Below are 26,532 nucleotides of genomic sequence, written 5' to 3'. Positions count from 1 at the left end.
ATACGCACCAGTATAGCGCATAACGCACAAAATTGGTGCAAAAGTAACATTCTAAGATAACGTCATAAAAATATAACGAACAAAAAACAATCAGGTCTTTCTTAATCCAACTCAAAAAGGTAGAATACGCCGCTATTTTTCACAAAACCCCTTGGACGGGTTTCATTCCCGGACAACTACAGGCAGTTCTTAATGACAATTCAGGTATTTGATATAGAAAAATTACGCAACATCGCGATTATCGCGCACGTTGACCATGGTAAAACCACCCTAGTCGACAAGTTGTTGCAACAATCTGGCACTTTAGAAAGCCGTGGCGAAATAGAAGACCGTATTATGGATTCCAACGATCTTGAAAAAGAACGTGGTATTACTATCCTCGCCAAAAACACCGCGGTTAACTGGCAAGATTACCGCATCAACATTCTGGATACTCCGGGACACGCCGATTTCGGTGGCGAAGTTGAACGCGTACTTTCTATGGCAGACTCCGTATTGTTAGTGGTTGATGCCGTTGACGGTCCTATGCCTCAAACTCGATTTGTCACGCAGAAAGCTTTCTCTCATGGTTTGAACCCTATTCTTGTTATTAACAAAGTTGACCGTCCTGGTGCACGCCCTGACTGGGTGATGGATCAGGTATTCGACTTATTTGATAACCTGGGCGCTACTGACGAACAGCTGGACTTTCCGGTAGTTTACGCATCAGCGCTTAACGGCTGGGCATCATTAGACATAGAAGATCAAGACGGCGACATGACGCCATTGTTCGAAACTATCGTTAGTAAGGTAAGCCATCCCGATGCTGACCCTGAAAGCGACCTGCAAATGCAGGTGTCACAGCTTGATTACTCGAGCTACTTAGGCGTTATTGGTATTGGTCGCGTTACCCGCGGTAGCGTTAAAGTGAACCAGCAAGTGACTATTGTTGGTGCCGACGGCAAAGAACGTAACGGAAAAATTGGTAAAGTCTTTAGCTACCTGGGTCTTGACCGCATTGAAGCGGACAAAGCTGCAGCAGGCGACATCTGCGCCATTACCGGTCTGGGCGAGCTAAAAATCTCCGACACCGTGTGTGCAGTTGGTAAAGCTGAAGCTATGAAGCCACTGACCGTTGACGAGCCAACAGTAACTATGACCTTCCAGGTAAACACCTCACCTTTCGCAGGTAAAGAAGGAAAGTTTGTTACTTCTCGTCAAATTCTTGAACGTTTGCAACAAGAGTTGGTTCATAACGTAGCTTTACGTGTTGAAGAAACTGACAACCCGGATCGTTTCCGCGTATCTGGCCGTGGTGAGCTTCACTTAGGTGTTCTTATTGAAAACATGCGTCGTGAAGGTTTTGAATTAGCCGTTTCTCGTCCAGAAGTTATCATCAAGTACGAAGATGGTAAGAAAATGGAACCTTATGAAACCATGACGGTTGATATTGAAGAGCAGCATCAAGGTGCGGTTATGGAAAAATTAGGCTTGCGTAAAGCCGAAATGACCAACATGACACCAGACGGTAAAGGTCGCGTTCGCGTTGATTTTGAAGTACCAAGCCGTGGTTTGATTGGCTTCCAGACAGAATTCATGACACTGACTTCAGGTACTGGCCTTATGTACCATACGTTTGACCACTACGGTCCGCACAAAGGCGGAACCATCGGTCAGCGTAGTAACGGTGTACTGATTTCAAATGCTCAGGGTAAAGCTCTGACTTACTCACTGTTTAACCTGCAGGAGCGCGGTAAGTTATTTGCATCACACGGTGATGAAGTTTATGAAGGCCAGATCATCGGTATTCATAACCGTTCAAACGACCTGACAGTAAACTGCCTGAAAGGTAAACAGCTGACTAACGTACGCGCTTCTGGTACTGACGAAGCACAGACCTTAAGTACACCAATTCGTTTAACGTTGGAGCAAGCACTGGAATTCATCAATGACGATGAACTGGTCGAAGTGACACCTGAGTCTATTCGTATTCGTAAACGCGCACTGACAGAAAACGATCGTAAACGTTTAGGTCGTGAGCCGAAGAACGGTTAAGATTTGCAGAGCTGTTATAAAAAGACGCCCGCTACTTTAGCGGGCGTTTTTTATAACCAAAATTCAGCTTATCAGCTAGTTCGCACTCAGCAACTCCGGTTGCGGCAATACAAAGTAGAAAATCGAGAAGAAATGGAAGACGCTGCCCGCCAATACAAACAAATGCCAGATGGCATGATGATAAGGCAGAGATTTCCAGACATAAAAGATAACACCCAGCGTATAAGCTAAACCGCCGGCGACAAGCAACATCAAGCCACCTGCATCCACATTATCAATCATCGGGTTAATCGCAATAATCGCCATCCAGCCCATTCCAAGGTAGAGAGTAAGCGACAGCCAGGCAATTCGCTTTTTCAGCGTCAGCTCAAGCACGACACCCACCAAAGCAATTCCCCAAGCCACGCCCAATAAGGTCCAGCCCCAGGCATCTCTTAAATTGATTAAAGCAAATGGCGTATAAGTACCAGCAATTAAAATGTAAATAGCGGCATGATCAAGCTGTTGAAACACCGCTTTCATTTTTGGCCAGGGAAACGCATGATAAAGCGTTGAAGCGGTATAAAGCAGAATAAGACTAGCACCGTAGATACTCGCAGCAACAACATGCCAACCATCACCGTAAGCCGCCGCCCAAATCAACATGAAAACTAAAGCAACAATACTTAAAACGGCACCAATGCCATGAGTTAATGCATGAGCCACCTCTTCCTTTACGGTATAGACTTTATGCTGATTGCTCATCCTCGTTCCATTCCCGGCGTCTCATAACCTTTACTGATATTCTTGAGTGCCCTTATAAACTGGTCATACTGTCTTTCATTGTCGTATTTTAAGTTATATGAGTTATGAAACTGCAGGGTTAGCGTGACACCATGCCCTTCCAAAAAAACGGTATAACCGTCATGGTCGGTATAAGCTTCTATTCCGTCCAAGTAGTGACGTCCCTGACGAGCTTCGCCATGAGTGTGGATCTTTTCGTACGCATCCAACATCAGTTTGTTATCAAGTTCGTTTTTCATCACACACCTCAGCGTTTTCTAACTAAATGTATACCCTTATTATTAGGGTCGAATGTCCATTCCACAACCGCTTTTACCTATTTGTTTCAAAAACCTTGTATCAGAATATACATACATAGGTGCATGATTAGGCAAAAGCCGCTATAATAATGAACGGATGTTAAGAAATAGGAGCCGAACATGGTTCGACGCACAAAAGAAGACGCAATGGAGACCCGCGCCAAGTTATTAGACGCTGCTGAGGCTTTATTCAGCGAGAATGGTGTGACTCAAACGTCGATGATGCAAGTGGCTGAAAAAGCGGGTGTCACTCGCGGTGCTATCTATCACCATTTTGAAAATAAAATGGATCTCATTGAATCGTTAATGGGAAGAATTTCTCTTCCGATCGATGAAATGCGGGAACAAATAGCCGAGAGTTTAGAATTCGATGCCTTAGAAGAAGTAAAAGCCCGCTCTAAAGAATTTTTAGCTCGCGTTCAAAATGAGCCCCAGGTACGTTCTATTGCCAGCATCCTTCTTCACAAGTGCGAGTACATTGACGAAGTAAATCCTATAAAATTACGGCATGTTAGCGGTCGTAACGAATGCATTTGTGAAGTCGAAAAGTTGTTTGAATCAGCTATCCAAAAAGGTCAGTTGTCCTCAAAAGCTAGCCCCAGGGTTGCGGTTATTGGCTTGTTTTCATTAGTGGACGGCCTTATTTATAACTGGCTGCTTGCTCCGGATTACTTTCCTTTAGTGGAGTACGGCAACCAGGCTATCGATAGCTATATTAACGGGTTAGCACGCTAAGGCTCGTTGCTGTCTGCACGTCCGCGGCGCCAGCCATTGTATTTTCGGTGCACGCCGCGGGTCAAAGATTGAAAAGTATCTTCCAGTAAGTCGACACCAAGCAATACACCAACAATTACCATCGACAACACAATACTAACCCCGTACATACCAAGACCGACTGCAATGCCAATTGCCGCCAGGGCCCAGATTGTCGCCGCCGATGTGACACCAACTACAACACCGTCCCGAGCCAACATAACGCCTGCACCAAGAAAGCCAATGCCGGTAATAATTTGTCCAATGACGCGGGATGGATCGCCGCCCTGACTGACAACCGAGGAGCCACCAGTTAAAAATAGATAGGTACCTAAGATGATAAGTGCAGCGGTCCTTATACCAACCGGTTTGCCTCTAACCTGTCGCTCGAGCCCGACAATGGCACCACAGAGCAGGGCAGTGCCGATGCCATTCCATGAGTAAGGACCCAGTTCCTGAACAACTTGCCAGTCAATCACTAGCTGGCCTCTCCTTGCTCTAAAAATTGCTTAAGAAAACTTTCATCCATTGCCGCAATGCTTTCGTCATTGGCATTCGGACAGCAGGCAAACAACGGCGCAGTCCATGCCTTCACATTGCCAAGAATGTCCCGCAAGTGGCTTAGCCCCCGAATGCCCCCTAACCCCCCGGGTGAAGCAGCAGCCAATAATACCGTTTTACCGGCCCAGGCCTGCGTCTCAACCCGCGACACCCAGTCAATCGCATTTTTTATCAGTGGAGAGACCGACGAATTATATTCAGGGCTGACTAAAACCACTTTTGAGGCTGACTGAATCTTTTCAGCCAACTTTTTCATCGACTCGGGAACACCATCTGCGGCCTCTAAGTCGCCATGGTAGATCGGCGCGTCCAGCGCATCGGCATCAACGATGTCATGTCGAATGCCATGCTTATCTGCAACTTCAGCCAAACGATGTTTGAGTTTGGCATTAAGCGAGTCTTTACGACGGCTACCACCAATGAATACAACGGTCATACGATTACTATCTCCTGATTATTCGGATTGAGAACTCTTCATTGCTTCAATAAAGCGGTTTGACTCACTTACCGCCGCTTCCATGTCTTTAATTAATGCGGAAATATCATTCTGCAGATTACCAAACTCACCGCGAATAGCATCAATGGCCTTAGCATTCAGGTTATGTTTCAGATAAAGCACGTTATCCTGCATTTTATCCAGCACCGGCTGCATCTTATCTGCCGCGCGCTCCATCACCCTCAGCAACTCGGCATAACGGCGTTCCGTCTGGCGTAACTGTCGCTCACTTTCGCGACGCATAGTGTCGTTACTGTATTCACCCAGCTCTTCGCTCCATTCGTCGAATAAGTCATTAGCTACTTCGTCAACTTCGTCGATACGGCTACGAACGCTCTCTGCTGCAGATTTACTGTCTTCGTAATCATCAAGCAGCGCGTTATATTGCTTTTCCAGATTACCACCATCAATGTTTAGCATAGCGTCCAGACGCTCTAATGCAGAACGGAACTCTTCCTGAGCATCGGTTTGTGAGTCACGTGCATCATCCACTCTATCGACTAAAATATCGCGCTTTTCTACGCCAAATTTTTCCATAGTGCCATAGTAAGCACTTTGACATGCTGACAGCATGAAGACCGTTACCAACGGCAATGTCCATTTTCTCATTTGTCACCTCGTGCAGCTTTAATAATACGTTCGTCGCGTTTGTCACGGTGATAACCATGCACCGCAATAATGGCGTGAAGAATAGCGATAATATAAAGAGCTCCCAGCGCACCAAGCGAGACAATAAAAAGTACTACGCCGACAATAGCGATAACCGCATTAAATATCGCCTGAAAAATTTTACCCGTCAGTAAAATAGCGACGGGGGGAAGTAAAATAGCTAAAATATACAACATTGTGTTCTCCTTGCACTTAACATGCAGCTTACCAATTAAGAGCCATTACTTTAGAAAAAGCAAACTAAATCAGTAAGGTAAACGACTACCATCCCAATGCCATAACGCTCCGGTATTTTCCGGTTTTAAGTTTTTCACTACAGCCACAATCCGCTCTGCAGAGAGTTCAGGCGAATACAGTTTGTCGGTGGATATTCGCTCCTGAAAAGGTTCAGACAAACGAGTGTCCGTTGTCCCCGGATGTATTGCCGCCACGATCAGGTTTTTATGAGTACGCTTTAACTCTATTGACGCCGTTTTCAACAGCATATTTAACCCGGCCTTGCTTGAGCGGTAGGCGTACCAGCCGCCTAAATAGTTATCCTCAATACTGCCGACTTTCGCTGACAACTGTACCCAAAAGCGGGTCTTCTTTCTGTCAAGAATTGGCAAAAACGCCTTAAGCGCCAGCATGGGTTTCACTGCGTTAACGGAAAATAACTTATTCAAGTTGTCTGCCGTAATATCGGTCAACTTTTTCTCCGGAAAGGTTTCTTCGTCATGCAACATACCTATGGTTGAGACGACGCCACTTAACTGTTCACCGTTATTTTTAAACTCACTAACCCAGGCGCCCAGTGCTTTCTCATCGTAGTCTTCTATTCGGCAATAAGTTACATCTGACGAGTCTGTTTCCGGCACCTCAGGCTGCCGCGACAACGCGAATATCCTCTCATCGGGATATTGCTTGCTTAATTCCAGAGTGATGGCCCGACCTAATCCGCCGCCAGCACCTAATACCACCATTGCCATTTGCACGACTCTCTATCATGATAGTTATTACTTCCCTACGTGAATAAAACTGGATTAGCTCAATACACCATGAAGCAAATTGAATGGAAATCGTATTTCAACCACACCTTAGGCTTTCTAAAGTACTTTGGGCAAAGGTTTAATAGCGACAATACCAATATCACCGCCGGTCACCTGACCTACGTCAGCATGCTGTCGCTGGTACCCCTTCTAGTCGTTATGTTTACGGTTTTCTCAGCATTTCCAATGTTTGATGAGCTGAAAGAGAATCTTGAGCAGGCACTTTTTGCGAATCTCTTACCCACTTCCGGTGAACAACTGGAAGAATATCTTAACGAGTTTGTGACTAATGCCTCCAAAATGACTGCAATTGGCGTCGGTTTCCTGTTTATTGTCGCCATTATGCTCATGTCAGCCATCGATAAAGCATTGAACAGCATATGGCGGGATTCCAGCAGCAGACATTGGTTGGTTTCTTTTGCTGTTTACTGGATGCTACTTACCCTAGGTCCGGTGCTTATTGGATCGGGCTTGGCTGCAACCTCTTACTTGATGTCGCTCAGCCAGTTTGCTGATGAATATGTTTCCGGCATACAAAGCTTTGTCTTGTGGTTCGTACCCATTGTGACCTCCTTTGTATTCTTTGTGCTCATGTATCAGTTAGTGCCTAACCGTCAGGTTAAATTCCGCTACGCGGCCTTTGGGGCGGTTATTGCCGCGCTTCTGTTCGAGCTGAGTAAACAACTGTTTTCACTGTACATTACTTTTTTCCCGACTTATCAGGCCATTTACGGCGCACTGGCAACCATCCCAATTCTTATCGTATGGATATATCTGTCATGGTTAATTGTACTCATTGGTGCGGTTTTAACCGTCAGTTTAGAGGAGTACCAGTTACAGCAGCCTGAGCCGAAGTCTGATTGACCTGCTTTGCATTTTCGCCGACCATAGCCGTTCTGTTTTTGAAAGGTATGTACTCATGATCGGACTCATTCAGCGCGTTAGCCGTGCCAAAGTCACTGTTGCCGATGAACTGGTCGGTTCTATCGGGCCCGGGCTGTTAATCTTATTAGGTGTTGAACACAAAGACGACGAAGCCAGTGCTGCCAAATTAGCTCAGCGCATAGCCAATTATCGCGTGTTTAGTGACGTTGAAGACAAAATGAATAATAGTGTTATCGATGCGCAGGGCGAAGTTTTGGTGGTTTCTCAATTCACCTTAGCGGCCGATACTCGTAAAGGACGGCGTCCCAGCTTTTCTTCAGCGGCAACGCCCGACCAGGCACAGCATTTGTATCAGGTTTTTTGTGAGCAAATGGCTGCGCAAGGCTTGCCGGTAAAAACCGGGCGCTTTGCAGCAGATATGCAGGTTGAGTTGGTCAATGACGGCCCGGTCACATTTGAATTGAAGGTATAACACCTATGTATCGCGTTATTACTCCGGAAACAGACGAACAACTCGAGCGTTATTACTACCTTCGCTGGCGGGTTCTGCGCGAGCCTTTTCAACGCCCTTTAGGCTCTGAACAAGACGAATACGATCAAGTTGGTCATCACCGAATGGTAGTCAATGAAGCAGAGGAACCCGTTGCGGTTGGCCGGCTTCACTTTAACAGCCCGGAAGAAGCTCAAATACGCTTTATGGCGGTTGCTCCTGAATACCGGGGGGAAGGGCATGGGGTCGCTATTATCTACGCTCTTGAGCTTGCTGCGCGCAAAGAAGGCGCAACGCATGTGGTGATCAACTCACGCGACAACACCATTGGCTTTTATAAAAAGTGTGGTTACGACGTAGCGGAAGAAGCCGATACCGTAAATAACCCCATGGCAGAACACCATTTACGCAAGTCCTTCACTGAGTACAACCGCATTATTTATCGGCCTGAGTGGTGTACCGAGCTACAGAAAACCTGGCAGGAAGACATACCTATTTCCGACGCCATGGGCATTAAAATCCATCAGTATACCGGTCGCGTATTCGAAACCCGCGCGGTACTCTCGCGAAACATTAATGTGCACGGCACCATGTTTGCCGGCAGCATTTACTCACTGGGTACCTTAACCTGCTGGGGATTGCTGCATTTACAGCTGTTAGAGCGGGAACTGGAAGGAGCCGTGGTATTAGGCGATGGTAACATTCACTATCACAAGCCAGTTACCCAGGAACCCCGGGCAATAGCGCGTTTGAGCGACGTTACCGGTGACTTTTCCGCGTTAAAACAAGGAAAAAATGCGCGTTTAACGATTAAGGCTCAGATACTGGATGAAGAGCAGCCGGTAGCAGAATTTACCGGCCGCTTTGTGGTTCTGGCAAAACGGGACTAGCCCGCAGAATTAAACTTCAGACAAAATATGCGGTAGTTTCACCACTGCCGCCAGCTCACCATTTTGAATCAGGTCACTAGCCGCTTTAATATCCGGCGCGAAGAAGCGGTCTTCAGCATAGTACGCCACTTGCTCACGCAAACAGTTAAACGCCGTTTCAACCGCAGCAGCACCTTTCAACGGGCGACGGAAATCCAGTCCTTGTGCGGCTTCTAACCACTCAATCGCAATAATGTCACTGACGTTTTTAGCGATATCCGTTAACCGACGCGCCGCAAAGGTTGCCATAGACACATGGTCTTCCTGGTTGGCAGACGTTGGCAGACTGTCCACAGACGCCGGATGCGCCAGGGTTTTATTCTCTGACGCCAATGCCGCAGCGGTAACTTGTGCCAGCATAAAGCCCGAGTTAACTCCGCCGTCATTGACCAAAAACGCCGGTAACTTGCTTAAATGGCTGTCTATGAGCAGGGCACTACGACGCTCTGACAAGGCACCAATTTCGCTGGCAGCAATGGCCAGAATATCGGCTGCCATAGCGACAGGCTCTGCGTGGAAGTTACCACCGGAAATAATGTCCTGCTCTTCGCTGAACACCAGTGGGTTGTCAGTAACTCCGTTGGCTTCGCGCACTAAAATACCCGAGGCATGCTCAATTTGGTCTAACACCGCACCCATTACCTGAGGCTGACAACGCAGAGAATACGGGTCCTGCACTTTTTCGCAATTCTCGTGGTCTTTAGCAATTTCAGAACTGTCGGTCAGCACGTGACGAAGCATTTCGGCGGCTTTAATCTGCCCCGGTTGGCCGCGTACTGCGTGAACACGTTCATCAAACGGCGCACGCGAGCCCATAGCGGCTTCCACAGAAGTCGCACCCACCACAATGGCGGCATGGAAATTACGCTCAATGCGGAACAGTCCGGCTAGAGCTAACGCAGTCGATGCTTGAGTGCCGTTCAGTAAAGCCAGACCTTCTTTCGGTGCCAACTCAAACGGCTCAATACCCGCTATTTTCAGACCTTCCTCAGCGTTTAGCACCTTTCCGTTGTGACGAACCGTACCTTCACCCACTAATGGCAATACCATGTGCGCTAACGGCGCTAAATCACCGGATGCGCCCACAGACCCTTTTTCCGGAATGCAGGGGTACACTTCGGCGTTCAATAGCTTGATCAGCGCATCAACCAACACTTGCCGTACGCCAGAAAACCCGCGCGACAGAGAGTTAATTTTCAGTAGCAGCATTAGACGCACAACGGAGTCTTCCATTAAATCGCCGGTTCCCGCAGCGTGCGATAACACAATACGACGCTGGAGATCAGTCAAGCGCTCAGGTGGAATACGGGTATTCGCCAGCAGCCCAAAACCGGTATTAATACCGTAAACTACTCGCCCTTGCTCAAGTACATCTGCAACGGTTTTCGCCGAAGTCGCAATGTTGTCCTTAGCTTCATCAGATAGCTTTAGTGTCTGATGCTGATAAAACCAGTCGCGCAGTTCACTTAACTGCAATTGTCCTGGCTGTAATTCAAAATGACTCATGCAACCTCCTTACTTCGTATCCAGCATAGGTAAATCAAGCCCTTGTTCACGGGCGCAGTTTTTCGCAATATCGTATCCGGCATCAGCGTGGCGCATAACGCCCGTACCCGGGTCGTTCCACAGCACCCGGCCTAACCGCTTGTCAGCTTCTTCGGTACCGTCGGCTACAATCACCACACCGGCGTGCTGTGAGTAACCCATGCCAACGCCACCACCGTGGTGCAGGCTGACCCAGGTCGCGCCGCCTGCTGTATTCAGCAAAGCATTCAGCAGAGGCCAGTCCGATACCGCGTCAGATCCGTCCTGCATCGCTTCGGTTTCACGGTTAGGGCTGGCAACTGAGCCAGAATCCAAGTGGTCACGGCCGATAACAACCGGCGCTTTCAGCTCGCCGCTTTTAACCATGTCGTTAAACGCGCGGGCAATGCGGGCCCGGTCTTTAAGGCCAATCCAGCAAATACGTGACGGCAGGCCCTGGAAGCTAATGCGTTCTTTAGCCATGTCCAGCCAGTTGTGTAAGTGCTCGTTATCCGGAATCAGCTCTTTCACTTTCTCGTCGGTTTTGTAGATGTCTTCCGGGTCACCCGAAAGCGCAACCCAACGGAATGGGCCAATACCTTCACAGAACAGCGGACGAATATAAGCCGGCACAAAGCCCGGGAAGTCAAAGGCGTTATCAACACCTACGTCTTTGGCCATCTGGCGAATGTTGTTACCGTAATCCAGTACTGCCGCGCCTTCTTTCTGGAAGTGCAACATAGCGCGCACCTGCACCGCCATAGATTCTTTCGCAGCATTTACCGTACCAGTGGCATCGCTTTCCTGCTTCGCTTTGTATTCTTCCAGTGTCCAACCCTGTGGCAAATAACCATGCAGAGGGTCGTGGGCTGAGGTCTGGTCAGTCACTACGTCCGGCGTCACGCCTTGCTGCTGCAATTCCGAATAAACGTCAGCGGCATTACCCAGTAAGCCCACTGAAATGGCTTCGCCTTTTGCCATCGCATCATTAATCAGTTTTAACGCATCGTCTAAGTTAGTAGCTTTATGGTCCACATAGCCGGTACGCAGGCGAAAATCGATACGTGACTCGTCACATTCAACAGCCAACATACAAAAACCGGCCATGGTTGCCGCTAATGGCTGAGCTCCACCCATGCCACCAAGGCCACCAGTAAGTACCCACTTACCTTTTGCGTCACCGTTAAAGTGTTGACGCGAAACCGAACCAAAGGTTTCGTAAGTGCCCTGCACAATGCCTTGTGAACCAATGTAAATCCAGGAGCCTGCGGTCATCTGGCCGTACATCATCAGACCTTTTTTATCGAGCTCGTTAAAGTGTTCCCAGTTTGCCCATTCAGGCACCAGGTTAGAGTTTGCAATCAGCACGCGCGGCGCGTTTTCATGGGTAGGAAATACACCTACCGGCTTACCGGATTGAATCAACAGCGATTCGTCTGGTTTTAAACGCTCTAAGGTTTCAATAATTTTGTCATAGCATTCCCAACTGCGCGCTGCACGACCAATGCCGCCGTAAACAACCAGCGCCTGTGGGTGTTCCGCCACTTCATCATCCAGATTGTTCATCAGCATCCGCTTTGCAGCTTCCACCTGCCAGTTGCAGGTGGTTAGCTCGGTTCCATGAGGGGCGCTAATTTTGCGGCTTTTATCCAAACGGGTGAATGACATGACTTACTCCTTAAAGGTTAAATGGCCGCCTAACTTAAAGCGGGAGCCCGGATGGGTCAGCGTGGCGAAAGTCACCACGCCACCTGAGCTCCAGGTGCGGCGCAAAATTCTGAGACAAGGTTCGTGACGGTCGATACTTAAGTATTGGCAGAGAGTATTGACCGGCAGAATAGCTTCAATTTGATGACTGGCTTCGGTGAGCGGACTAACCACACACAAATATTCGTGCGGGGTTACCTTGCTGTAGTCCTGCTTAAGATAATCGGGAACCAGTTTGGGGTTAACAAAACGTTCTTCCAGCTGCACCGGCAAGTCATTTTCATAGTGAGTGATTAGCGAATGAAATACCGGGCTCCCTTCTTCCAGCTCCAGCGCTTCAGCTACCTGAGTCGAGGCGGGTTGTTCTTTCAGCATATGCACTTTGGCGCGGTAATCGTGGCCACGTGAACGCACTTCATCGGCAATATTGCGAATGGCCATGAACGAGGTTTGCGATTTAATTGGCGCAACGTAGGTACCAGAGCCCTGAGTCCGAATGACCAGCCCCTCATCGGCCAGTTCCTGTAGCGCGCGTCTTGCCGTCATTCGACTGACAGAAAACTGCGCCGACAAGGCATTTTCTGAACTGACAGGGTGGTTTTCAGGCCACTCACCGGATTCTATCTTCAGATAAATATGCTGTTTTATCTTTGAGAACTTGTTCATCCCGACCCCAACATGTAAATGACATGATTCGATGTTTTTGAGGCTAAAAGTCTAGTTCAGAATAATTGTATATACAAGCAGATTTTGCTACTCTTTTATCAGAACCAACCTTAAAGGACTGTTATGCAACGCATAGAAAATATCAACGCAGCGACAATGACTGATGATAAGGGTTATGGCCTTATCCAGGACGCTACAGTCATTATTAATAAGGGCAAAATTGAATTTGTGGGTGCCGCTTTTGACGCCCCCGCCACCCCGACTGCAGAAGTCATTGACGGTAACGGTGGTCTGCTGACTCCCGGGTTAATTGATTGCCACACTCACCTGGTATGGGCCGGATCCCGCGCTAACGAATTCGCGCAACGCCTGCATGGCGCCAGCTATCAGGAAATTGCTGAGCAGGGCGGCGGTATCAAAAGTACGGTTAAAGCCACCCGCGAGGCCTCCGCAGAAGAGTTACTGACACTGGCGTTAGAGCGCGCAGAAACGCTCATGTCACAAGGAGTTACCACCATAGAAGTGAAGTCCGGTTACGGCTTGGATCTGGAAAATGAGCGCAAACAATTAACCGTAGCGCGTCAGTTAGCCGAACAGTTACCAGTGAACATTAAAACCACTTTGCTGGCGGCACACGCAGTGCCACCTGAGTTCAAGGATAACGCCGACGGCTATATTGAAGAAATTATTCAAAACATTTTACCGACGCTGGCTAATGAAGGCCTGGTCGACGCGGTTGATGCCTTTTGTGAAAGTATTGGGTTTAGCCCGGCACAAACCGAAAAAGTATTTAAAACGGCAAAAGACTTAGAACTGCCAATTAAGCTTCACGCCGAGCAAATCACCAACCAGAAAGGTGCCAAGCTGGCCGCGGATTATCAGGCATTATCGGCTGATCATCTTGAGCAATTGGATGAAGAAGGTGTTAAGGCCATGGCCGAAAATGGCACGGTGGCGGTGTTATTGCCCGGCGCATTTTACTTCCTGCGCGACACGCAAAAACCGCCAGTTGAGTTACTGCGCAAACACGGTGTTCCCATGGCCATTGCCACCGATGCAAACCCGGGTTCATCACCGATTCATAACTTACCGTTAATGCTGCAAATGGCTGCGACTTTTTTCCACATGACACCGGAAGAGTGTCTGCGGGGCGTTACCGTCAATGCAGCAAAAGCATTAGGCGAAAACCAGCGCGGCGTTATTGCAGAAGGCTGTTACGCAGATTTAGCACTATGGAGTTGCAAAGACGCCGCTGAGCTCACGTACCAGTTTGGTGTGAACCCGTTAAAAACCTTATGGTTTAACGGCGTCGCTCACGACCGTGTAAGTAAGCCGTGGTCAGCTCGCTAAGCAACTGTCCGCATATTTTCATGCCTTCGTCGAAGCCGGTACTGCACAAAGAAGGAGCGGCTTCGGCAAGGTGTAAATAACGCGCTTCGTTCACCTCTGCTAAGCGCTTAACGTACTGAAAACCCTGCCCCAGACTCAAACCAACATAGTTTACAGCGCTGGCTGGTACGGCATTTAATGCATCAACATCAACTTCAATACCTAGCGGCCTCTGCCAGGACACGGCTTTTGCTACCACTTCGTCCATCACCTCAACAAATGGACGCTCATATAAGCGATGCAGGGTATGATAACGCATGCCAGCGTCTTGCAGCTGACGCAGGCTACTGGCAGAGTTTTTGCCCTGATGCAAACCAACAATATGGTAAAACTCCAGCGCACCTTCCATATAAGCGTAACTAAAGCCATTGCCGGAGTGGCGGCCTTCGCGCGGACGAAAGTCTGCATGAGGGTCTAAATTGACCGCACCACAAGCTTCCTCTGTCACTTTATGCAAACTCTTCAGCAGCGGATACGCATTATTGTGACCCCCGCCAATAACAATCACCTCAAAACCCTGCTCGAATAACGGCGTCAGAATTTTCTCGACGCGGGCATCAACCTGCGCGCAAAGTTCACGTAAAGTGGCCAGATCATGGGCGTCTGTAGCATCGAGTTCAGCGGCCTTTTCGTTTAAGTCGTCGCAATTAACCGCTCCAACCAACAACAGTTCGTGCGTAGAAAGTAGCCCCGTTTTTTGCAGGTTTAAGAAGCTTTTCAAAAAAGCCTGCCAACCGTCATCGGCACCGGCGCGACCAAGGTTGGCTCGCACACCGATACTCTCGGGAATACCGACTAATGCTACACGCTGGCCGTCTTCCCAGGCTGCCGCCAGGCTTTCTTCGTAAGTGCCTTGTTCAGAGAGCCCCCGAATGGCCTGGCCAATTTTCGTTTCCTGTTCACGTACCGTGACCCATTTTGCCGGGTCGGTCAGTTCTAAGTAAGAGATGTCACTCATCATTCAATATCTAATGGTTCCGGAGACAAGATAACGCCAGTAGTATCGATATAAAGGTGGTCTTCCGGCAAAAAGGTTACGCCACCAAAGTTTACCGGCACATTCAGTTCACCTACGCCTTCGCTAATAGCGCCAACCGGAATAGAAGCAACGCCCAGAATCCCAATATCCAGCTCTTCCAGCGCGTCAACTTCGCGCACGGCGCCATAACAGACAATGCCTTCCCAGTCGTTATCCATGGCTTGCTCAGCAATGGCTGCATCAACCAGAGCGCGGCGCGATGAACCACCACCATCAATCAATAGAATCTTACCACCACCGTCGGCAGCAATGGTTTCCTCAATAAGCCCTTTATCTTCGTGGCACTTGATAATAACCAAACTTCCGCCAAAAGAGCTGCGGCCTCCGTAAGACTCAAACATGGGTTCAACCACATCGACCATATCGGGGTATAAATCGCAAAGTTCTGAAGTGTTGTATTCCATGATTGTATTCCTGACGTTGCTATAGCAGTAGCTGGCAGTATACCTGCTATCCGGTGCGGACAAAAGCAACCTGATAGCGGCAACGAAACCCTTGAATTATAGGATAAAAACCCGTTTAATCTAACTAACCATAATAATAATAAAGTGAATTGCTATTTTCATGCCCCAGCTTGACCTCATGACCAGTCTGGCTATAGAGACCTTTGCGCATTCAATACAGGCAGTTTTTCTGCTCGGATTTGCCGCTTTACTGATGTATTACCATAGATACTATCAGCGCGATTATCTAGGCTACTGGGCTTTCGCCTGCTGTGCATTTGGTCCCGGAGAAATCATCAGAGCCTTTCTGGCCGGTAGCGCCATGATCGCGCCTGAGTCTGCGCTTAGCTGGTCCAGTGGTTTACAGGGGGTTGCTTTAACCTGCCAGTACCTCGCCATTTCTTTTATTGCCCTGGGTGCCTCTTGCGCCGCTTTTAATAAAAAACCACAAAACTACTGGCAATACATAGCTTATGCGGCATCTTTGCTGGGCGGCATTATTTCATACTTTTGGCTGGAACCAACCATCAGCTACGCTGGTAGCACGCCCAATGCCGGGTTTATGAGGTTTCTGGTCACAGGTTCAGTCTTAGTGGCGGTCAGCTTGTTTATGTGGCGCAAATTAGGGAGCGGTCTCGGCCCTAAACTGGTATCCGGTGGCTTTTTCAGCATTGGTTTTAAAAACTTTATTGTACTCGGTGCTATTTTCTTCTTGCCCGGCAACGCCATTGACTGGATCCTCAGCTTTCAGGCACTGTTCACCGTTATCCTCATTGCAGCTGTCATTGTCGGTATAATTATTTGGCTACTGGAATCTGAACGCAATACTGCCGTGCGCGCCATTCAAAGAGCCGAGTATCTGCATACCCATGACGCACTGACCGGAGTCTCTAACCGTGATCAGCTAGTCAGTAAAATTCCTTTATTCATCGAGTATTGCCGCAGTAATAACCGCCAGTTAACCATTATGCTTATTGGCGTCAGTCGCTTTAAAGTGGTTAACGAAAACATTGGTATTCGCGGTGGTGACCAGGTGTTAAAAGAAATTGCCCGACGCCTGCAGAACTTTCGCAAACAGCCCCTGGCGGTATCCCGTATCAGCGGCGATGTCTTTGCTATTGCCTTTGATCATTTAAAAAGTCGCAGTCTTATAAAAGATTTAGCTGCAGAACTTCAGGACACACTGAGTAAGCCCATTGAAGTGGGTGAAAAAACGTTGAATATTGCCGCTGGTATTGGCATTTCCCGCTACCCTCAGCACGGCAGTCGCTCAGAAGTTCTGCTGAACAAAGCAACCATTGCGCTGACTCAGGCAAAGCAGTCACACCAGCCCAGTGTTACCGTTTATGAGCGGGGCATGGATGAGATGTACTCTTACCTGGTTGATATGGAGCCAATTTTGCGACGCGCGATGCGGGAAAATGAGTTCACCCTGTATCTTCAGCCGCAGTTTGATTTTGACCATCAACAGCTTTGCGGCTTTGAAGCCCTGATCCGCTGGCAACATCCTGATCGCGGCCTACTGAGTCCAGCAGAGTTTCTGCCATATATCGAGCAATTGGGGCTTTCCACCGAACTGGATGACTGGGTGCTGAACCACGCGGCGGCTATCCTTGCCTCCTGGAAACAAAAGTTTGGTCTCTGCTGGCCCATAGCGGTGAATTTATCCGCGCCGCAATTTCAGCATTTTCAATTAATCGAAAAAATGCAGCAACTACTGGAAGACTACAGTATTTCACCTGAATGGCTGGAGCTTGAGATTACCGAAAACGTAGCTATGTCAGATTTACACAACGGCATGAGTGTTATCCAGCGGTTGCGGGAAATGGGTTTTGGCATTTCTATTGATGACTTTGGTACCGGCCATTCTTCACTGGCTTACCTTCGCTCATTACCTATTAACAAAATTAAAATAGACCGCAGCTTTGTCAGCGAACTGCAGCAAAATAATAACGATGTCACCATTTTAAAAGCTATGATCCGTTTGTCTCACGGTCTGGGTAAACGCGTTATTGCCGAAGGCATTGAAACCGAAGAGCAACAGGACATGTTGCAAAAGCTGGGTTGCGACATGATGCAGGGCTACTTCTATTCACCACCAATGCGTCTGCAATTTGCCGAGCAGTTTATTGAACGCCAAATTCAGGGCGACAAAAAGCCGTTGCCACCCGGAGAGTTTGCAACGGCTTTCTAGCTCTACAATTTCTGCAGAGTTTTTTTACAGGATGAACCGGCTTAAGTCTTCGTCCTGTGACAGCTCACCGACATGTTCATTCACGTAGTCGGCATCAATAACCAGTTTCTCACCGCTGTGGTCAGTGGCATGGAACGAAATTTCTTCCATTAAACGCTCCAGCACCGTATGTAAGCGACGCGCACCAATATTTTCTGTGGTTTCGTTTACATGGAAGGCCACTTCAGCAATGCGCTGGATACCTTCTTCAGTAAAGCTTACCTCTACGCCTTCAGTGTTCAGCAGAGCATGATACTGAGTGGTCAGCGACGCGCTTGGCTCTGTCAGAATGCGAACAAAGTCACCACTAGTCAGTGCTTCCAACTCAACCCGAATAGGCAAACGCCCCTGTAATTCAGGGATAAGGTCTGACGGCTTGCTCATCTGGAATGCACCAGAAGCAATAAACAGAATATGATCGGTTTTTATCATACCATGCTTGGTATTCACCGTGGTTCCTTCAACCAAAGGCAGTAAATCGCGCTGTACACCTTCGCGGGAAACGTCTGGCCCGCTGGTATCACCACGCTTACAAATTTTGTCAATTTCATCTAAAAAGACAATGCCGTTCTGCTCAACCGACTCAATAGCGGCTTCTTTAACGTCGTCAGGATTCAGCAGCTTTGCCGCTTCCTCATCAACCAATTGTTTGTAAGCGTCTTTAATGCGCATTTTGCGCGCCTTGGTCTTATCGCTGCCCATGTTCTGGAACATGTTCTGCAATTGCGACGTCATTTCTTCCATTCCCGGCGGCGCCATAATTTCAACACCCATTTGCGGCATGGCTAAATCAATTTCTATTTCTTTGTCGTCCAGCTGGCCTTCACGCAATTTCTTACGGAATACCTGACGCGTGCCACGTTGGTCATCGTTTTCCGGCGTCTCTTCCTGTTGCTGAGCCCAACCAGAAGAAGACGTCTTAGCTGGTGGCAGCAGTACATCCAGAATACGCTCTTCCGCCGCTTCTTCAGCGCGGTAACGTACCTTCTGCATCATTTCTTCGCGCGTTTGTTTCACAGCAACGTCGGTTAAATCCTTAATAATGGATTCAATTTCTTTACCCACATAACCCACTTCTGTGAACTTAGTCGCTTCAACTTTAATAAAAGGCGCTCTCGCTAATTTAGCCAGCCGACGGGCAATTTCCGTTTTGCCCACACCGGTAGGACCTATCATTAAGATATTCTTAGGTGTTACTTCCTGACGCAGCTCGTCATCCAGCTGCATCCGGCGCCAGCGATTACGCAAAGCAACAGCGACAGCGCGTTTGGCTTTATCCTGACCAATAATATGTCGGTTTAATTCGTCTACAATTTCTCTTGGGGTCATCTCAGACATCTTATTTTTTCCCCTGCTTCGTTTTGTCTTCAGCAATAGACTCTTCTTCTTCAATGGTCTGGTTGCCGTTGGTATACACGCAAATATCGCCTGCAATGGTCAGTGCTTTTTGCACAATGTCGCGGGCATTTAAGTCAGTATTTTCCAGCAAAGCTCTTGCTGCCGACTGCGCAAACGGCCCACCGGAGCCAATCGCGATCAAGTCGTTTTCCGGCTGCACGACATCGCCATTACCGGTAATAATTAATGACGTTTCTTTGTCAGCAACCGCAAGCAATGCCTCCAGTCGGCGCAAAGCACGGTCGGTACGCCAGTCTTTTGCCAGCTCCACAGCCGCACGCATCAGGTTCCCCTGATGTTGCTCAAGTTTGGATTCAAAACGTTCGAATAGTGTGAAAGCGTCAGCGGTGCCACCGGCAAAACCTGCCAGCACTTTATCGTGGTATAGACGACGCACTTTGCGCGCGTTGCCTTTCATTACGGTATTACCCAGAGAAACCTGGCCATCACCGCCAATAACAACTTTATCGCCGCGGCGAACAGATACGATAGTAGTCAAATCAAGACCCTCTTTTTTGTCTTAGTGACATCGATGACAAGTATTTGAGGGTCTATATCGTATTTTTCAATGGTGAATGTCGACTAATCGATATTCCAGTTCCAGATTGCGCAGCCAAACACCTGATTACGCTGCAATTTATGGCGATCACGTTCGGCATCGCGTTTGGTTTCATAAGGCCCCAGAATGACTCGGTACCAAAGCCCATTACTGCCTTCAGTCGAGCGCACCTGAGATTCCAGCCCCGCCATCGCAATTTGTGCACGCAACCTTTCGGCGTCCTCCTGCTGACGGAAAGAGCCACATTGCATGAGTTTCGGTGGACCCACTTCACGTTCCGGCACATCCACTTCTACTTCTTTACTTCTTAACTCTTCAATATAACGCCAGCGCTCAGCCGATTTTTTCGGCAATAAATCCGCCGGAGGTGGTTGCACCTGCGGCTGTTCAACCTGTTCAGACTTACCACTAATTTGCACCAGAATATAGGTAAAGAAAGCAATGAGACCAATGGCAACAGCGACCACAAACCAGGGCACCGGTTTTCGCTCAGCAACCGGTTTTGCGCCGCGTTGCTGTTTTTTATTGGTTCCTTTTTTCTTAGTCGGCTTACGTTTCGGCGACTTTGGCTTACGATTCGCGTAATCCATAGTGCGTTACATTTTCTCCAGAGTTGGAATGCCCAGCAATTCCAGACCTTGCTTCAGCACATTAGCCGTTAACATCGACAATTTCAGGCGGCTGTTACGAAGCGCTTCGTCTTCCTGGTTCAAAATTGGGCAGGCTTCGTAAAAACTGGAGAAGCGACCGGCCAAATCAAACAGAAAACCACATAAGAAATGCGGCATCGCTTTATCCTGAACCTGATGCAGTACTTCGTTAAAACGGACCAACTGATTCGCTAGCGCCAGCTCGCGCTCATCACTCAGAATAATATCTGCGTTACGGTCAAAGGCGGTGTCGCCTAAACGGTCAAAAATACTGTTCACGCGGGTGAAAGCATAAAGCAGGTAAGGTGCAGTGTTGCCTTCAAAAGTCAGCATGTGGTTCCAGTCGAAAACGTAGTCGCTGGTACGGTTTTTCGATAAGTCCGCGTATTTAACTGAGCTAATACCCACTACTTCAGCAACTCGTTTCTGCTGCTCTTCGCTAAGGTCGGTAGTTTTTTGCTGCAATAGTTCCAGCGCACGGCGTTCGGCTTCATCCAGTAAGTCAGCCAGCTTGGTTACGCCGCCGTCACGACTTTTATAAGGTTTACCGTCTTTGCCCATTACTGTACCAAAACCGTAATGGTTCAGCTGTATATCGCCTTCCACAAAACCGGCTTTGCGCGCCAGCGTAAAAATTTGGTCAAAATGCAGTGCCTGACGGGCATCCACAAAGTACATCAAATGGTCGCCGCCCAGTTCTTTCTGACGGTACTCAATGGCGGCTAAGTCGGTAGTGGCATAAAGATAACCCCCACCTTTTTTCTGCACAATAATTGGCAGCGGCTCGCCTTCTTTGCCTTTGTATTCTTCAAGGAACACACATTGTGCCCCCTGATCTTCCGTCAACAGGCCTTTTTCTCGCAGGTGCTCAATAACACCCGGTAACTTGTCGTTGTAGGCGCTTTCAGCCATCACATCGTCACGAGTCAGTTTAACGCCTAAACGGTCGTAAACGTCCTGACAATGGCTCAATGACACATCAATAAACTGGTTCCACAGCTTCAGGCAGTATTCGTCGCCCGACTGCAGTTTTACGACTAGCTGACGTGCACGGTCAGCAAACTCTTCGCTTTCGTCAAAACGTTGCTTGGCGGCTTTATAGAAAGTCTCCAGGTTGCTCAGCTCATATTCAGCAGACTGATTATCCAGCGCTTCCATGTACGCTAAGAGCATGCCGAACTGCGTGCCCCAGTCGCCCACGTGGTTCTGGCGAATCACTTTGTGCCCTAAAAATTCACACACACGGGACACGGCATCGCCAATAATGGCTGAACGTAAATGGCCTACGTGCATTTCTTTGGCCAGGTTAGGCGACGAGTAGTCAATAACAATGGTTTTGCTTTCTTCTGCCACATCCACGTTCAGGCTGTCGCTGTTAAGCATTGCGGTTAGCTGGTCTTTCAGCTGGTCCTGCGAAATGGTGAAGTTAATAAAGCCGGGACCCGCAATGTCCATTTTTGACAGTAAAGAGTTTTCCGGAACCGCGGCAACAATGGCTTCTGCCAACTGACGCGGATTCGATTTCGCAGGCTTTGCCAGCATTAATGCCAGGTTTGTCGCAAAGTCACCGTGAGACTTATCGCGGGGTCGGTCCAACTGAATGTTTACTGAATGATCCGCCGGAATTGTGCCCTGTGCTTTAAGTTGACCAATGGCTTCGGCCAGTAACTGTTCAAGTTGTTCTTTCATTAATGCGACTACCTGTATGAAAAATCGAAGAGGAAATTCAAAGCGCTTAGTTTAATCGCTACGCTCGATAAAAAAAACCGCTTAGTTGTTAATCAGCTGAAGTCTTGTGGATCAATGTCCAGTGACCAGCGCACTTTTTTCAATAACGGCAAGGCGTTAATCTGCGGCAACAAGTGTTCGATAAGCTGAAAACGCAATTTACGTGACTGACAATGTAACAGTAATTGATAGCGGTAACGACCAGCTTTACGCTCCATTAAAGCTGGCATCGGCCCCAGTAAAAACGCACCTTCCACCTGCGGCATTAACTGCTGAATTTGGGTCATAGCCTGTACCACCGAGTCTCTGTCGGTTGCTTCGCCACGGAACAACGCCAAATAAGAGAACGGCGGCAGCTCGCTTTGCTGGCGTTCGGCTAAAGCCGTCAACGCGAAATGTGAATAACCGTTGTTGAGTAAGTCCTGAATTAAGTCGTGTTCCGGATGATGGGTTTGCAGCACCACCTTGCCGGCTTTGTGCTCCCGCCCGGCGCGCCCCGCTACCTGAGTATAAAGCTGGCCTAAACGCTCTGCTGCCCGGAAATCCGCACTGTAAAGCGCACCATCAACATCCAACAGCGCCACCAGAGTGACATGGGGAAAGTGATGGCCTTTTGCCAGCATCTGCGTGCCGACCAGCAGCGGATACTCATTGTTGGTGGCCTTTTGCAGGTAATCATCCAGTTGGCCTTTACGGCGGGTGGAGTCCCGGTCAATGCGCAGCACTCCACGACCCGGAAACATCTCCTTCAGGCTGTGCTCTAACTGCTCGGTACCCACACCATGTGAAATTAAGTGCGTGGAGCCGCAGGAACCGCACTGCTTAGGTATTCGCTGCTGACTACCGCAATGATGACACTGCAACTGGTGATGAGCTTTATGTACGGTGTAATAAGCGTCACAACGATGACACTGCGCCAGCCAGCCACATTCATGACACATTAACGCCGGTGCAAAACCGCGACGGTTAAGAAACAGCAATACCTGATTACCGCGTTCAATTTCTACCTGAATCTGTTCCTGCAACGCTTTGGAAACACCGGCTTTAATGGGCTGCTGCTTCAGGTCAATAAGCTCGTGTTTAACCATTTGCGCACCACCAGCTCGCTGCCCCAGCTTAAGCCAGTGAAAACGCTTGCTGACCGCGTTATTCAGCGTTTCCAGCGAGGCCGTTGCACTACCCAGTACCAGCGGAATATTCAGTAAAGACGCCCGTTTAATGGCAATATCCCGAGCGTGGTAGCGAAAGCCGTCCTGTTGCTTGTAAGACAAGTCATGTTCTTCATCGACCACGATAAGTCCGAGCTTCTGGCAGGGTGTGAACACCGCCGAACGGGTACCGATAATGATTGCCGCATGTCCGTGCTTCGCGTCCAGCCAGGTATTCAAACGTTCTCTGTCACTCATACCGGAGTGCAGCATGACCACCGGCGCGTCAAAACGCTCTTTAAAGCGCTGTAAAGTCTGTGGAGTCAGGCCTATTTCCGGTACCAGCACCAACACCTGCTCTCCACGCTCCAGCACCGGTTCCATGGCTTGCAAATACACTTCGGTTTTGCCACTACCAGTAACCCCTTCCAGCAACAACGTACTGTGCTTCTGCTGTTGGTTAATGGTCGAAACCGCCACTGCCTGCTCGGTATTTAGTGCATGCCCCTGCTCTTTTAGCACCGATGACTGCTTTTGCCAGCCCTGATTCTTAGTCGGTGCCTGCTCGCGCACTTCAATCCAGCCTTTATCCTGTAAGGTACGAAGCACGGCTGAGGTGACGCCTATATCGGTCAAGTCGCTGCGCCTGAGCGGCTGATATTTAAGCGCCGCCAGCACCTGCTGCTGTCTTGCAGCCCCTTTTAAATCATTAATGGACTGCGCCCGGCCTAAGTCGGTCAACGCATAAAAAGTTTCGGTCAGATATTCCGGCGCATCGCCTTTGCGCAACAGAACCGGCAGGCTATTAGCGGCTACATCCCCCAATGAATGATGGTAGTAGTCGGAAGACCAGCGCACCAGCTGCCAGATATCATCCGGCCACAGTCGCTGCTCATCGAGAACCGAAGCAACCGACTTCAGTTCAAATGTTGGCGGTTCGTCACTGGCTTCGGCAACCACGTAACCCACTAGCTGACGCTGGCCAAAAGGCACGCGCACGCGGACTCCCTGCGGCAGTGGCTCGGCACTTTTGCACAGATAATCATAGGTTTGTCGAAGAGGTAGCGGCAGTGCGACTTTATAACGTCGTTCGCTACCGGTGCTGGCTTGCTTCATGGCTCTATTCTGGAACGCTACCGCGCAGAATACAAGGCAGCAGATTCTACTTGATCACAGGCTCAGGATCACATAAAATGCGCGGCTCTTAATTCATTGATGTTTTTTTGCGCATGGTGTTCGGCTTTGGATCGAATGGCGATGCGGCCCATAACTGAGGTAACCCCATGAAACAAGGTATTCATCCTAAGTACGAGACTTTAAAAGTCAGCTGTTCTTGCGGTCACACGTTCGAAACGCGTTCAACCCGCTCAGAAGATCTTCACCTGGACGTCTGTTCAGAGTGCCACCCGTTCTACACTGGTAAGCAACGTGTAATGGACACTGGTGGTCGTGTTGATAAATTTAAGAAGCGTTTTGGTGCTCTGGGCAAGAAAGACTCCTAAGAAAACCTATAGAAAACGCTGCTTAATAGCAGATCTTAAGAGAAAGGCGCTAAACAGCGCCTTTTTTTGTGCCCGCTTGCCTAAACCTCCTATTGTTAACGAAAAGTTAACTGGTGTACTTTTGAACACTCATTAAATTTAGTTCTCGTCATTCGGCATAAAGACGGAGGTAAGATTTGTTTCTTAGCATAAAAGCGATAGACTGACTGGCATTCTGATAACCAGACTCAGGTATCACCGCATGACAGATTTTCGCCAACAGGCACTGGATTACCACGAATACCCGACCCCGGGTAAAATTTCGGTTGAACTCACCACTCCCGCAGAAACCAGCAAAGATTTAGCTTTGGCCTACAGTCCGGGCGTCGCAGAGCCGGTTAGGGAAATTGCTCAGGACCCGGACGCGGCTTACCGTTATACGGCCAAAGGCAATATGGTTGCGGTTATTACTAACGGAACTGCCATTCTTGGCTTAGGAAACCTGGGACCGCTGGCATCAAAACCGGTCATGGAAGGTAAAGCTCTTCTATTTAAACGCTTCGCCGGACTCGACTCTATTGATATTGAAGTGAATCATCGTACTACTCAGGACTTTATCAATACCGTTGCTAACATTGCCGATACCTTTGGTGGTATTAACTTAGAAGACATTAAAGCCCCTGAGTGCTTTGAAATTGAACAAGCCTTAATAGAGCGCTGCAATGTACCGGTATTCCATGATGATCAGCACGGTACTGCCATTGTGACGGCCGCCGGTATGCTGAATGCGTTAGAAATTCAGGGTAAAAACCTGGCAGAATCTCGCATTGTTTGCCTTGGTGCCGGTGCTGCCGCCATTGCCTGTATGGAGCTTTTAATTAAATGTGGCGCACAACGCGAGCACATTTATATGCTCGACTCAAAAGGCGTTATTCACACCCGTCGCGATGACTTAAACGAATACAAACAGCTGTTTGCCAACAATACTGACAAACGTACGCTAAAAGACGTTATTGAAGGTGCCGATATCTTTGTTGGGGTTTCAGGACCAAACTTACTCAGCGCAGAAGAGCTAAAACTTATGGCACCTAACCCGGTTCTGTTTGCCTGCTCTAACCCAGACCCGGAGATTAAGCCGGAAACCGCTATGGCCGCACGTGATGACCTGATTATGGGCACCGGACGCTCAGACTACCCGAACCAGGTGAACAACGTTTTATGCTTCCCGTTTATGTTCCGCGGTGCATTAGATGTGCGTGCTACTGCGATTAACGACGAAATGAAAGTTGCAGCAGTGGAAGCTATTCGTCAGCTGGCGAAAGAGCCAGTGCCGGAATCGGTATTGAAAGCGGCCGGTGTCAAAGAATTAACCTTCGGCCGTGATTATATTATTCCTAAGCCAATTGACCCGCGCTTGTGTCCACGCGTATCGCGCGCCGTTGCCGAAGCCGCGGTGAAGTCCGGCGCAGCTAAAATCGATTTACCAAAAAATTATATGCAGGATTAATCACGTAGCCTGACATTTATGTCAGGTGAGGTGCCATTCCTGACGTGAACGTCATATATGGTCCCCTCCCGTTTTGCAACGGCAACTCGTGGTAAATGTCGGGGCGCTCGCATATATACGGCCTGTTTATGGT

At 48.7% G+C, this 26,532-nt stretch carries 26 protein-coding genes; 9 read left to right on the top strand and 17 right to left on the bottom strand.

Features of this window, described 5'->3' with window-relative positions:
- The first annotated feature begins 192 nt into the window (after nt 1–192).
- Nucleotides 193–2,034: a translational GTPase TypA gene (gene typA, locus DEU30_RS11270; RefSeq protein WP_011235663.1), complete on the top strand. Its 1,842-nt coding sequence runs from the start codon at nt 193–195 to the stop codon at nt 2,032–2,034.
- 75 nt (nt 2,035–2,109) lie between these two features.
- On the opposite strand, the gene DEU30_RS11265 is transcribed toward typA, so the two are convergent.
- Both DEU30_RS11265 and DEU30_RS11260 read right to left on the bottom strand, forming a co-directional pair.
- Complete coding sequence (locus DEU30_RS11265; RefSeq protein ID WP_011235664.1) at nt 2,110–2,778, bottom strand: hemolysin III family protein; 669 nt, start codon at nt 2,776–2,778, stop codon at nt 2,110–2,112.
- Entirely contained in the window at nt 2,775–3,056 is a 282-nt protein-coding gene (locus DEU30_RS11260; RefSeq protein ID WP_011235665.1) for a DUF3081 domain-containing protein, read from the bottom strand. The genes DEU30_RS11265 and DEU30_RS11260 overlap by 4 nt, the downstream gene beginning before the upstream one ends.
- A 180-nt stretch (nt 3,057–3,236) precedes the next feature.
- Here DEU30_RS11260 and DEU30_RS11255 point away from each other — a divergent pair, with 180 nt between their 5' ends.
- The gene (locus tag DEU30_RS11255; RefSeq protein ID WP_011235666.1) at nt 3,237–3,851 is read left to right on the top strand and encodes a TetR family transcriptional regulator; all 615 of its coding nucleotides are present in this window, start codon (nt 3,237–3,239) and stop codon (nt 3,849–3,851) included.
- On the opposite strand, the gene DEU30_RS11250 is transcribed toward DEU30_RS11255, so the two are convergent.
- The 5 genes from DEU30_RS11250 to DEU30_RS11230 form a co-directional block, all read right to left on the bottom strand.
- Nucleotides 3,848–4,348: an MgtC/SapB family protein gene (locus tag DEU30_RS11250; RefSeq protein ID WP_011235667.1), complete on the bottom strand. Its 501-nt coding sequence runs from the start codon at nt 4,346–4,348 to the stop codon at nt 3,848–3,850. The genes DEU30_RS11255 and DEU30_RS11250 overlap by 4 nt on opposite strands.
- Complete coding sequence (locus tag DEU30_RS11245; protein WP_011235668.1) at nt 4,348–4,866, bottom strand: NAD(P)H-dependent oxidoreductase; 519 nt, start codon at nt 4,864–4,866, stop codon at nt 4,348–4,350. Before DEU30_RS11245 ends, DEU30_RS11250 begins: the two co-directional genes overlap by 1 nt.
- An 18-nt stretch (nt 4,867–4,884) precedes the next feature.
- Nucleotides 4,885–5,535, bottom strand: a complete 651-nt coding sequence (locus DEU30_RS11240) for a DUF2959 domain-containing protein (protein WP_011235669.1) — start codon at nt 5,533–5,535, stop codon at nt 4,885–4,887.
- Nucleotides 5,532–5,771 carry a hypothetical protein gene (locus DEU30_RS11235; protein ID WP_011235670.1) on the bottom strand — a complete coding sequence of 80 codons (240 nt, stop codon included), beginning with the start codon at nt 5,769–5,771 and terminating at the stop codon, nt 5,532–5,534. The genes DEU30_RS11240 and DEU30_RS11235 overlap by 4 nt, the downstream gene beginning before the upstream one ends.
- Before the next feature lie 69 nt (nt 5,772–5,840).
- Nucleotides 5,841–6,563, bottom strand: a complete 723-nt coding sequence (locus tag DEU30_RS11230) for an SDR family NAD(P)-dependent oxidoreductase (RefSeq protein WP_011235671.1) — start codon at nt 6,561–6,563, stop codon at nt 5,841–5,843.
- 69 nt (nt 6,564–6,632) lie between these two features.
- On the opposite strand from DEU30_RS11230, the gene DEU30_RS11225 reads away from it, so the two are divergent.
- The 3 genes from DEU30_RS11225 to DEU30_RS11215 are packed head-to-tail and all read left to right on the top strand — an operon-like array spanning nt 6,633 to nt 8,888.
- The gene (locus DEU30_RS11225; protein WP_011235672.1) at nt 6,633–7,487 is read left to right on the top strand and encodes a virulence factor BrkB family protein; all 855 of its coding nucleotides are present in this window, start codon (nt 6,633–6,635) and stop codon (nt 7,485–7,487) included.
- Nucleotides 7,488–7,542: 55 nt separating this feature from the next.
- The gene (gene dtd, locus DEU30_RS11220) at nt 7,543–7,980 is read left to right on the top strand and encodes a D-aminoacyl-tRNA deacylase (protein WP_011235673.1); all 438 of its coding nucleotides are present in this window, start codon (nt 7,543–7,545) and stop codon (nt 7,978–7,980) included.
- 5 nt (nt 7,981–7,985) lie between these two features.
- Nucleotides 7,986–8,888 (top strand): bifunctional GNAT family N-acetyltransferase/hotdog fold thioesterase, encoded by a 903-nt coding sequence (locus DEU30_RS11215; protein ID WP_011235674.1) that lies wholly within the window; start codon nt 7,986–7,988, stop codon nt 8,886–8,888.
- Between the two features lie 9 nt (nt 8,889–8,897).
- Here DEU30_RS11215 and hutH read toward each other — a convergent pair whose 3' ends face one another.
- The 3 genes from hutH to hutC are packed head-to-tail and all read right to left on the bottom strand — an operon-like array spanning nt 8,898 to nt 12,824.
- A complete protein-coding gene (hutH, locus tag DEU30_RS11210; protein ID WP_011235675.1) occupies nt 8,898–10,433 on the bottom strand; it encodes a histidine ammonia-lyase in 1,536 nt (511 codons plus the stop codon).
- Between the two features lie 9 nt (nt 10,434–10,442).
- On the bottom strand, nt 10,443–12,119 hold the full coding sequence (gene hutU, locus DEU30_RS11205) for a urocanate hydratase (protein ID WP_011235676.1): 1,677 nt from the start codon (nt 12,117–12,119) through the stop codon (nt 10,443–10,445).
- A 3-nt stretch (nt 12,120–12,122) separates the two neighbouring features.
- Nucleotides 12,123–12,824, bottom strand: a complete 702-nt coding sequence (gene hutC, locus DEU30_RS11200) for a histidine utilization repressor (protein WP_011235677.1) — start codon at nt 12,822–12,824, stop codon at nt 12,123–12,125.
- Nucleotides 12,825–12,947: 123 nt separating this feature from the next.
- Here hutC and hutI point away from each other — a divergent pair, with 123 nt between their 5' ends.
- Nucleotides 12,948–14,174, top strand: a complete 1,227-nt coding sequence (gene hutI / locus DEU30_RS11195; RefSeq protein WP_011235678.1) for an imidazolonepropionase — start codon at nt 12,948–12,950, stop codon at nt 14,172–14,174.
- Here the strand turns inward: hutI and DEU30_RS11190 are convergent.
- A complete protein-coding gene (locus DEU30_RS11190; RefSeq protein ID WP_011235679.1) occupies nt 14,125–15,174 on the bottom strand; it encodes a formimidoylglutamase in 1,050 nt (349 codons plus the stop codon). The two genes, hutI and DEU30_RS11190, sit on opposite strands and share 50 nt — an antisense overlap.
- The gene (gene rraA / locus DEU30_RS11185; RefSeq protein WP_011235680.1) at nt 15,171–15,656 is read right to left on the bottom strand and encodes a ribonuclease E activity regulator RraA; all 486 of its coding nucleotides are present in this window, start codon (nt 15,654–15,656) and stop codon (nt 15,171–15,173) included. The genes DEU30_RS11190 and rraA overlap by 4 nt, the downstream gene beginning before the upstream one ends.
- Nucleotides 15,657–15,816: 160 nt before the next feature.
- On the opposite strand from rraA, the gene DEU30_RS11180 reads away from it, so the two are divergent.
- On the top strand, nt 15,817–17,889 hold the full coding sequence (locus DEU30_RS11180) for a bifunctional diguanylate cyclase/phosphodiesterase (RefSeq protein ID WP_011235681.1): 2,073 nt from the start codon (nt 15,817–15,819) through the stop codon (nt 17,887–17,889).
- Nucleotides 17,890–17,913: 24 nt separating this feature from the next.
- Here DEU30_RS11180 and hslU read toward each other — a convergent pair whose 3' ends face one another.
- The 5 genes from hslU to priA all read right to left on the bottom strand — a co-directional run bounded on the left by hslU (nt 17,914) and on the right by priA (nt 24,527).
- Nucleotides 17,914–19,266, bottom strand: a complete 1,353-nt coding sequence (gene hslU / locus DEU30_RS11175; protein ID WP_011235682.1) for an ATP-dependent protease ATPase subunit HslU — start codon at nt 19,264–19,266, stop codon at nt 17,914–17,916.
- Nucleotide 19,267: 1 nt separating this feature from the next.
- Nucleotides 19,268–19,825, bottom strand: coding sequence for an ATP-dependent protease subunit HslV (gene hslV, locus DEU30_RS11170; protein ID WP_011235683.1), 558 nt, complete (start codon nt 19,823–19,825; stop codon nt 19,268–19,270).
- 83 nt (nt 19,826–19,908) lie between these two features.
- Complete coding sequence (locus tag DEU30_RS11165; RefSeq protein ID WP_011235684.1) at nt 19,909–20,475, bottom strand: SPOR domain-containing protein; 567 nt, start codon at nt 20,473–20,475, stop codon at nt 19,909–19,911.
- Between the two features lie 6 nt (nt 20,476–20,481).
- The gene (gene argS / locus DEU30_RS11160; RefSeq protein ID WP_011235685.1) at nt 20,482–22,224 is read right to left on the bottom strand and encodes an arginine--tRNA ligase; all 1,743 of its coding nucleotides are present in this window, start codon (nt 22,222–22,224) and stop codon (nt 20,482–20,484) included.
- A gap of 92 nt (nt 22,225–22,316) precedes the next feature.
- On the bottom strand, nt 22,317–24,527 hold the full coding sequence (priA, locus tag DEU30_RS11155; RefSeq protein ID WP_011235686.1) for a primosomal protein N': 2,211 nt from the start codon (nt 24,525–24,527) through the stop codon (nt 22,317–22,319).
- A 167-nt stretch (nt 24,528–24,694) separates the two neighbouring features.
- On the opposite strand from priA, the gene rpmE reads away from it, so the two are divergent.
- Both rpmE and DEU30_RS11145 read left to right on the top strand, forming a co-directional pair.
- Nucleotides 24,695–24,913 (top strand): 50S ribosomal protein L31, encoded by a 219-nt coding sequence (gene rpmE, locus DEU30_RS11150; protein WP_011235687.1) that lies wholly within the window; start codon nt 24,695–24,697, stop codon nt 24,911–24,913.
- A gap of 241 nt (nt 24,914–25,154) precedes the next feature.
- A complete protein-coding gene (locus tag DEU30_RS11145; protein ID WP_011235688.1) occupies nt 25,155–26,399 on the top strand; it encodes a malic enzyme-like NAD(P)-binding protein in 1,245 nt (414 codons plus the stop codon).
- Nucleotides 26,400–26,532 lie beyond the last annotated feature (133 nt).

This window comes from Idiomarina sp. 017G (assembly GCF_004362265.1).
Lineage (GTDB): Bacteria > Pseudomonadota > Gammaproteobacteria > Enterobacterales > Alteromonadaceae > Idiomarina > Idiomarina loihiensis.
This window is presented reverse-complemented; position numbering and strand designations above follow the sequence as displayed.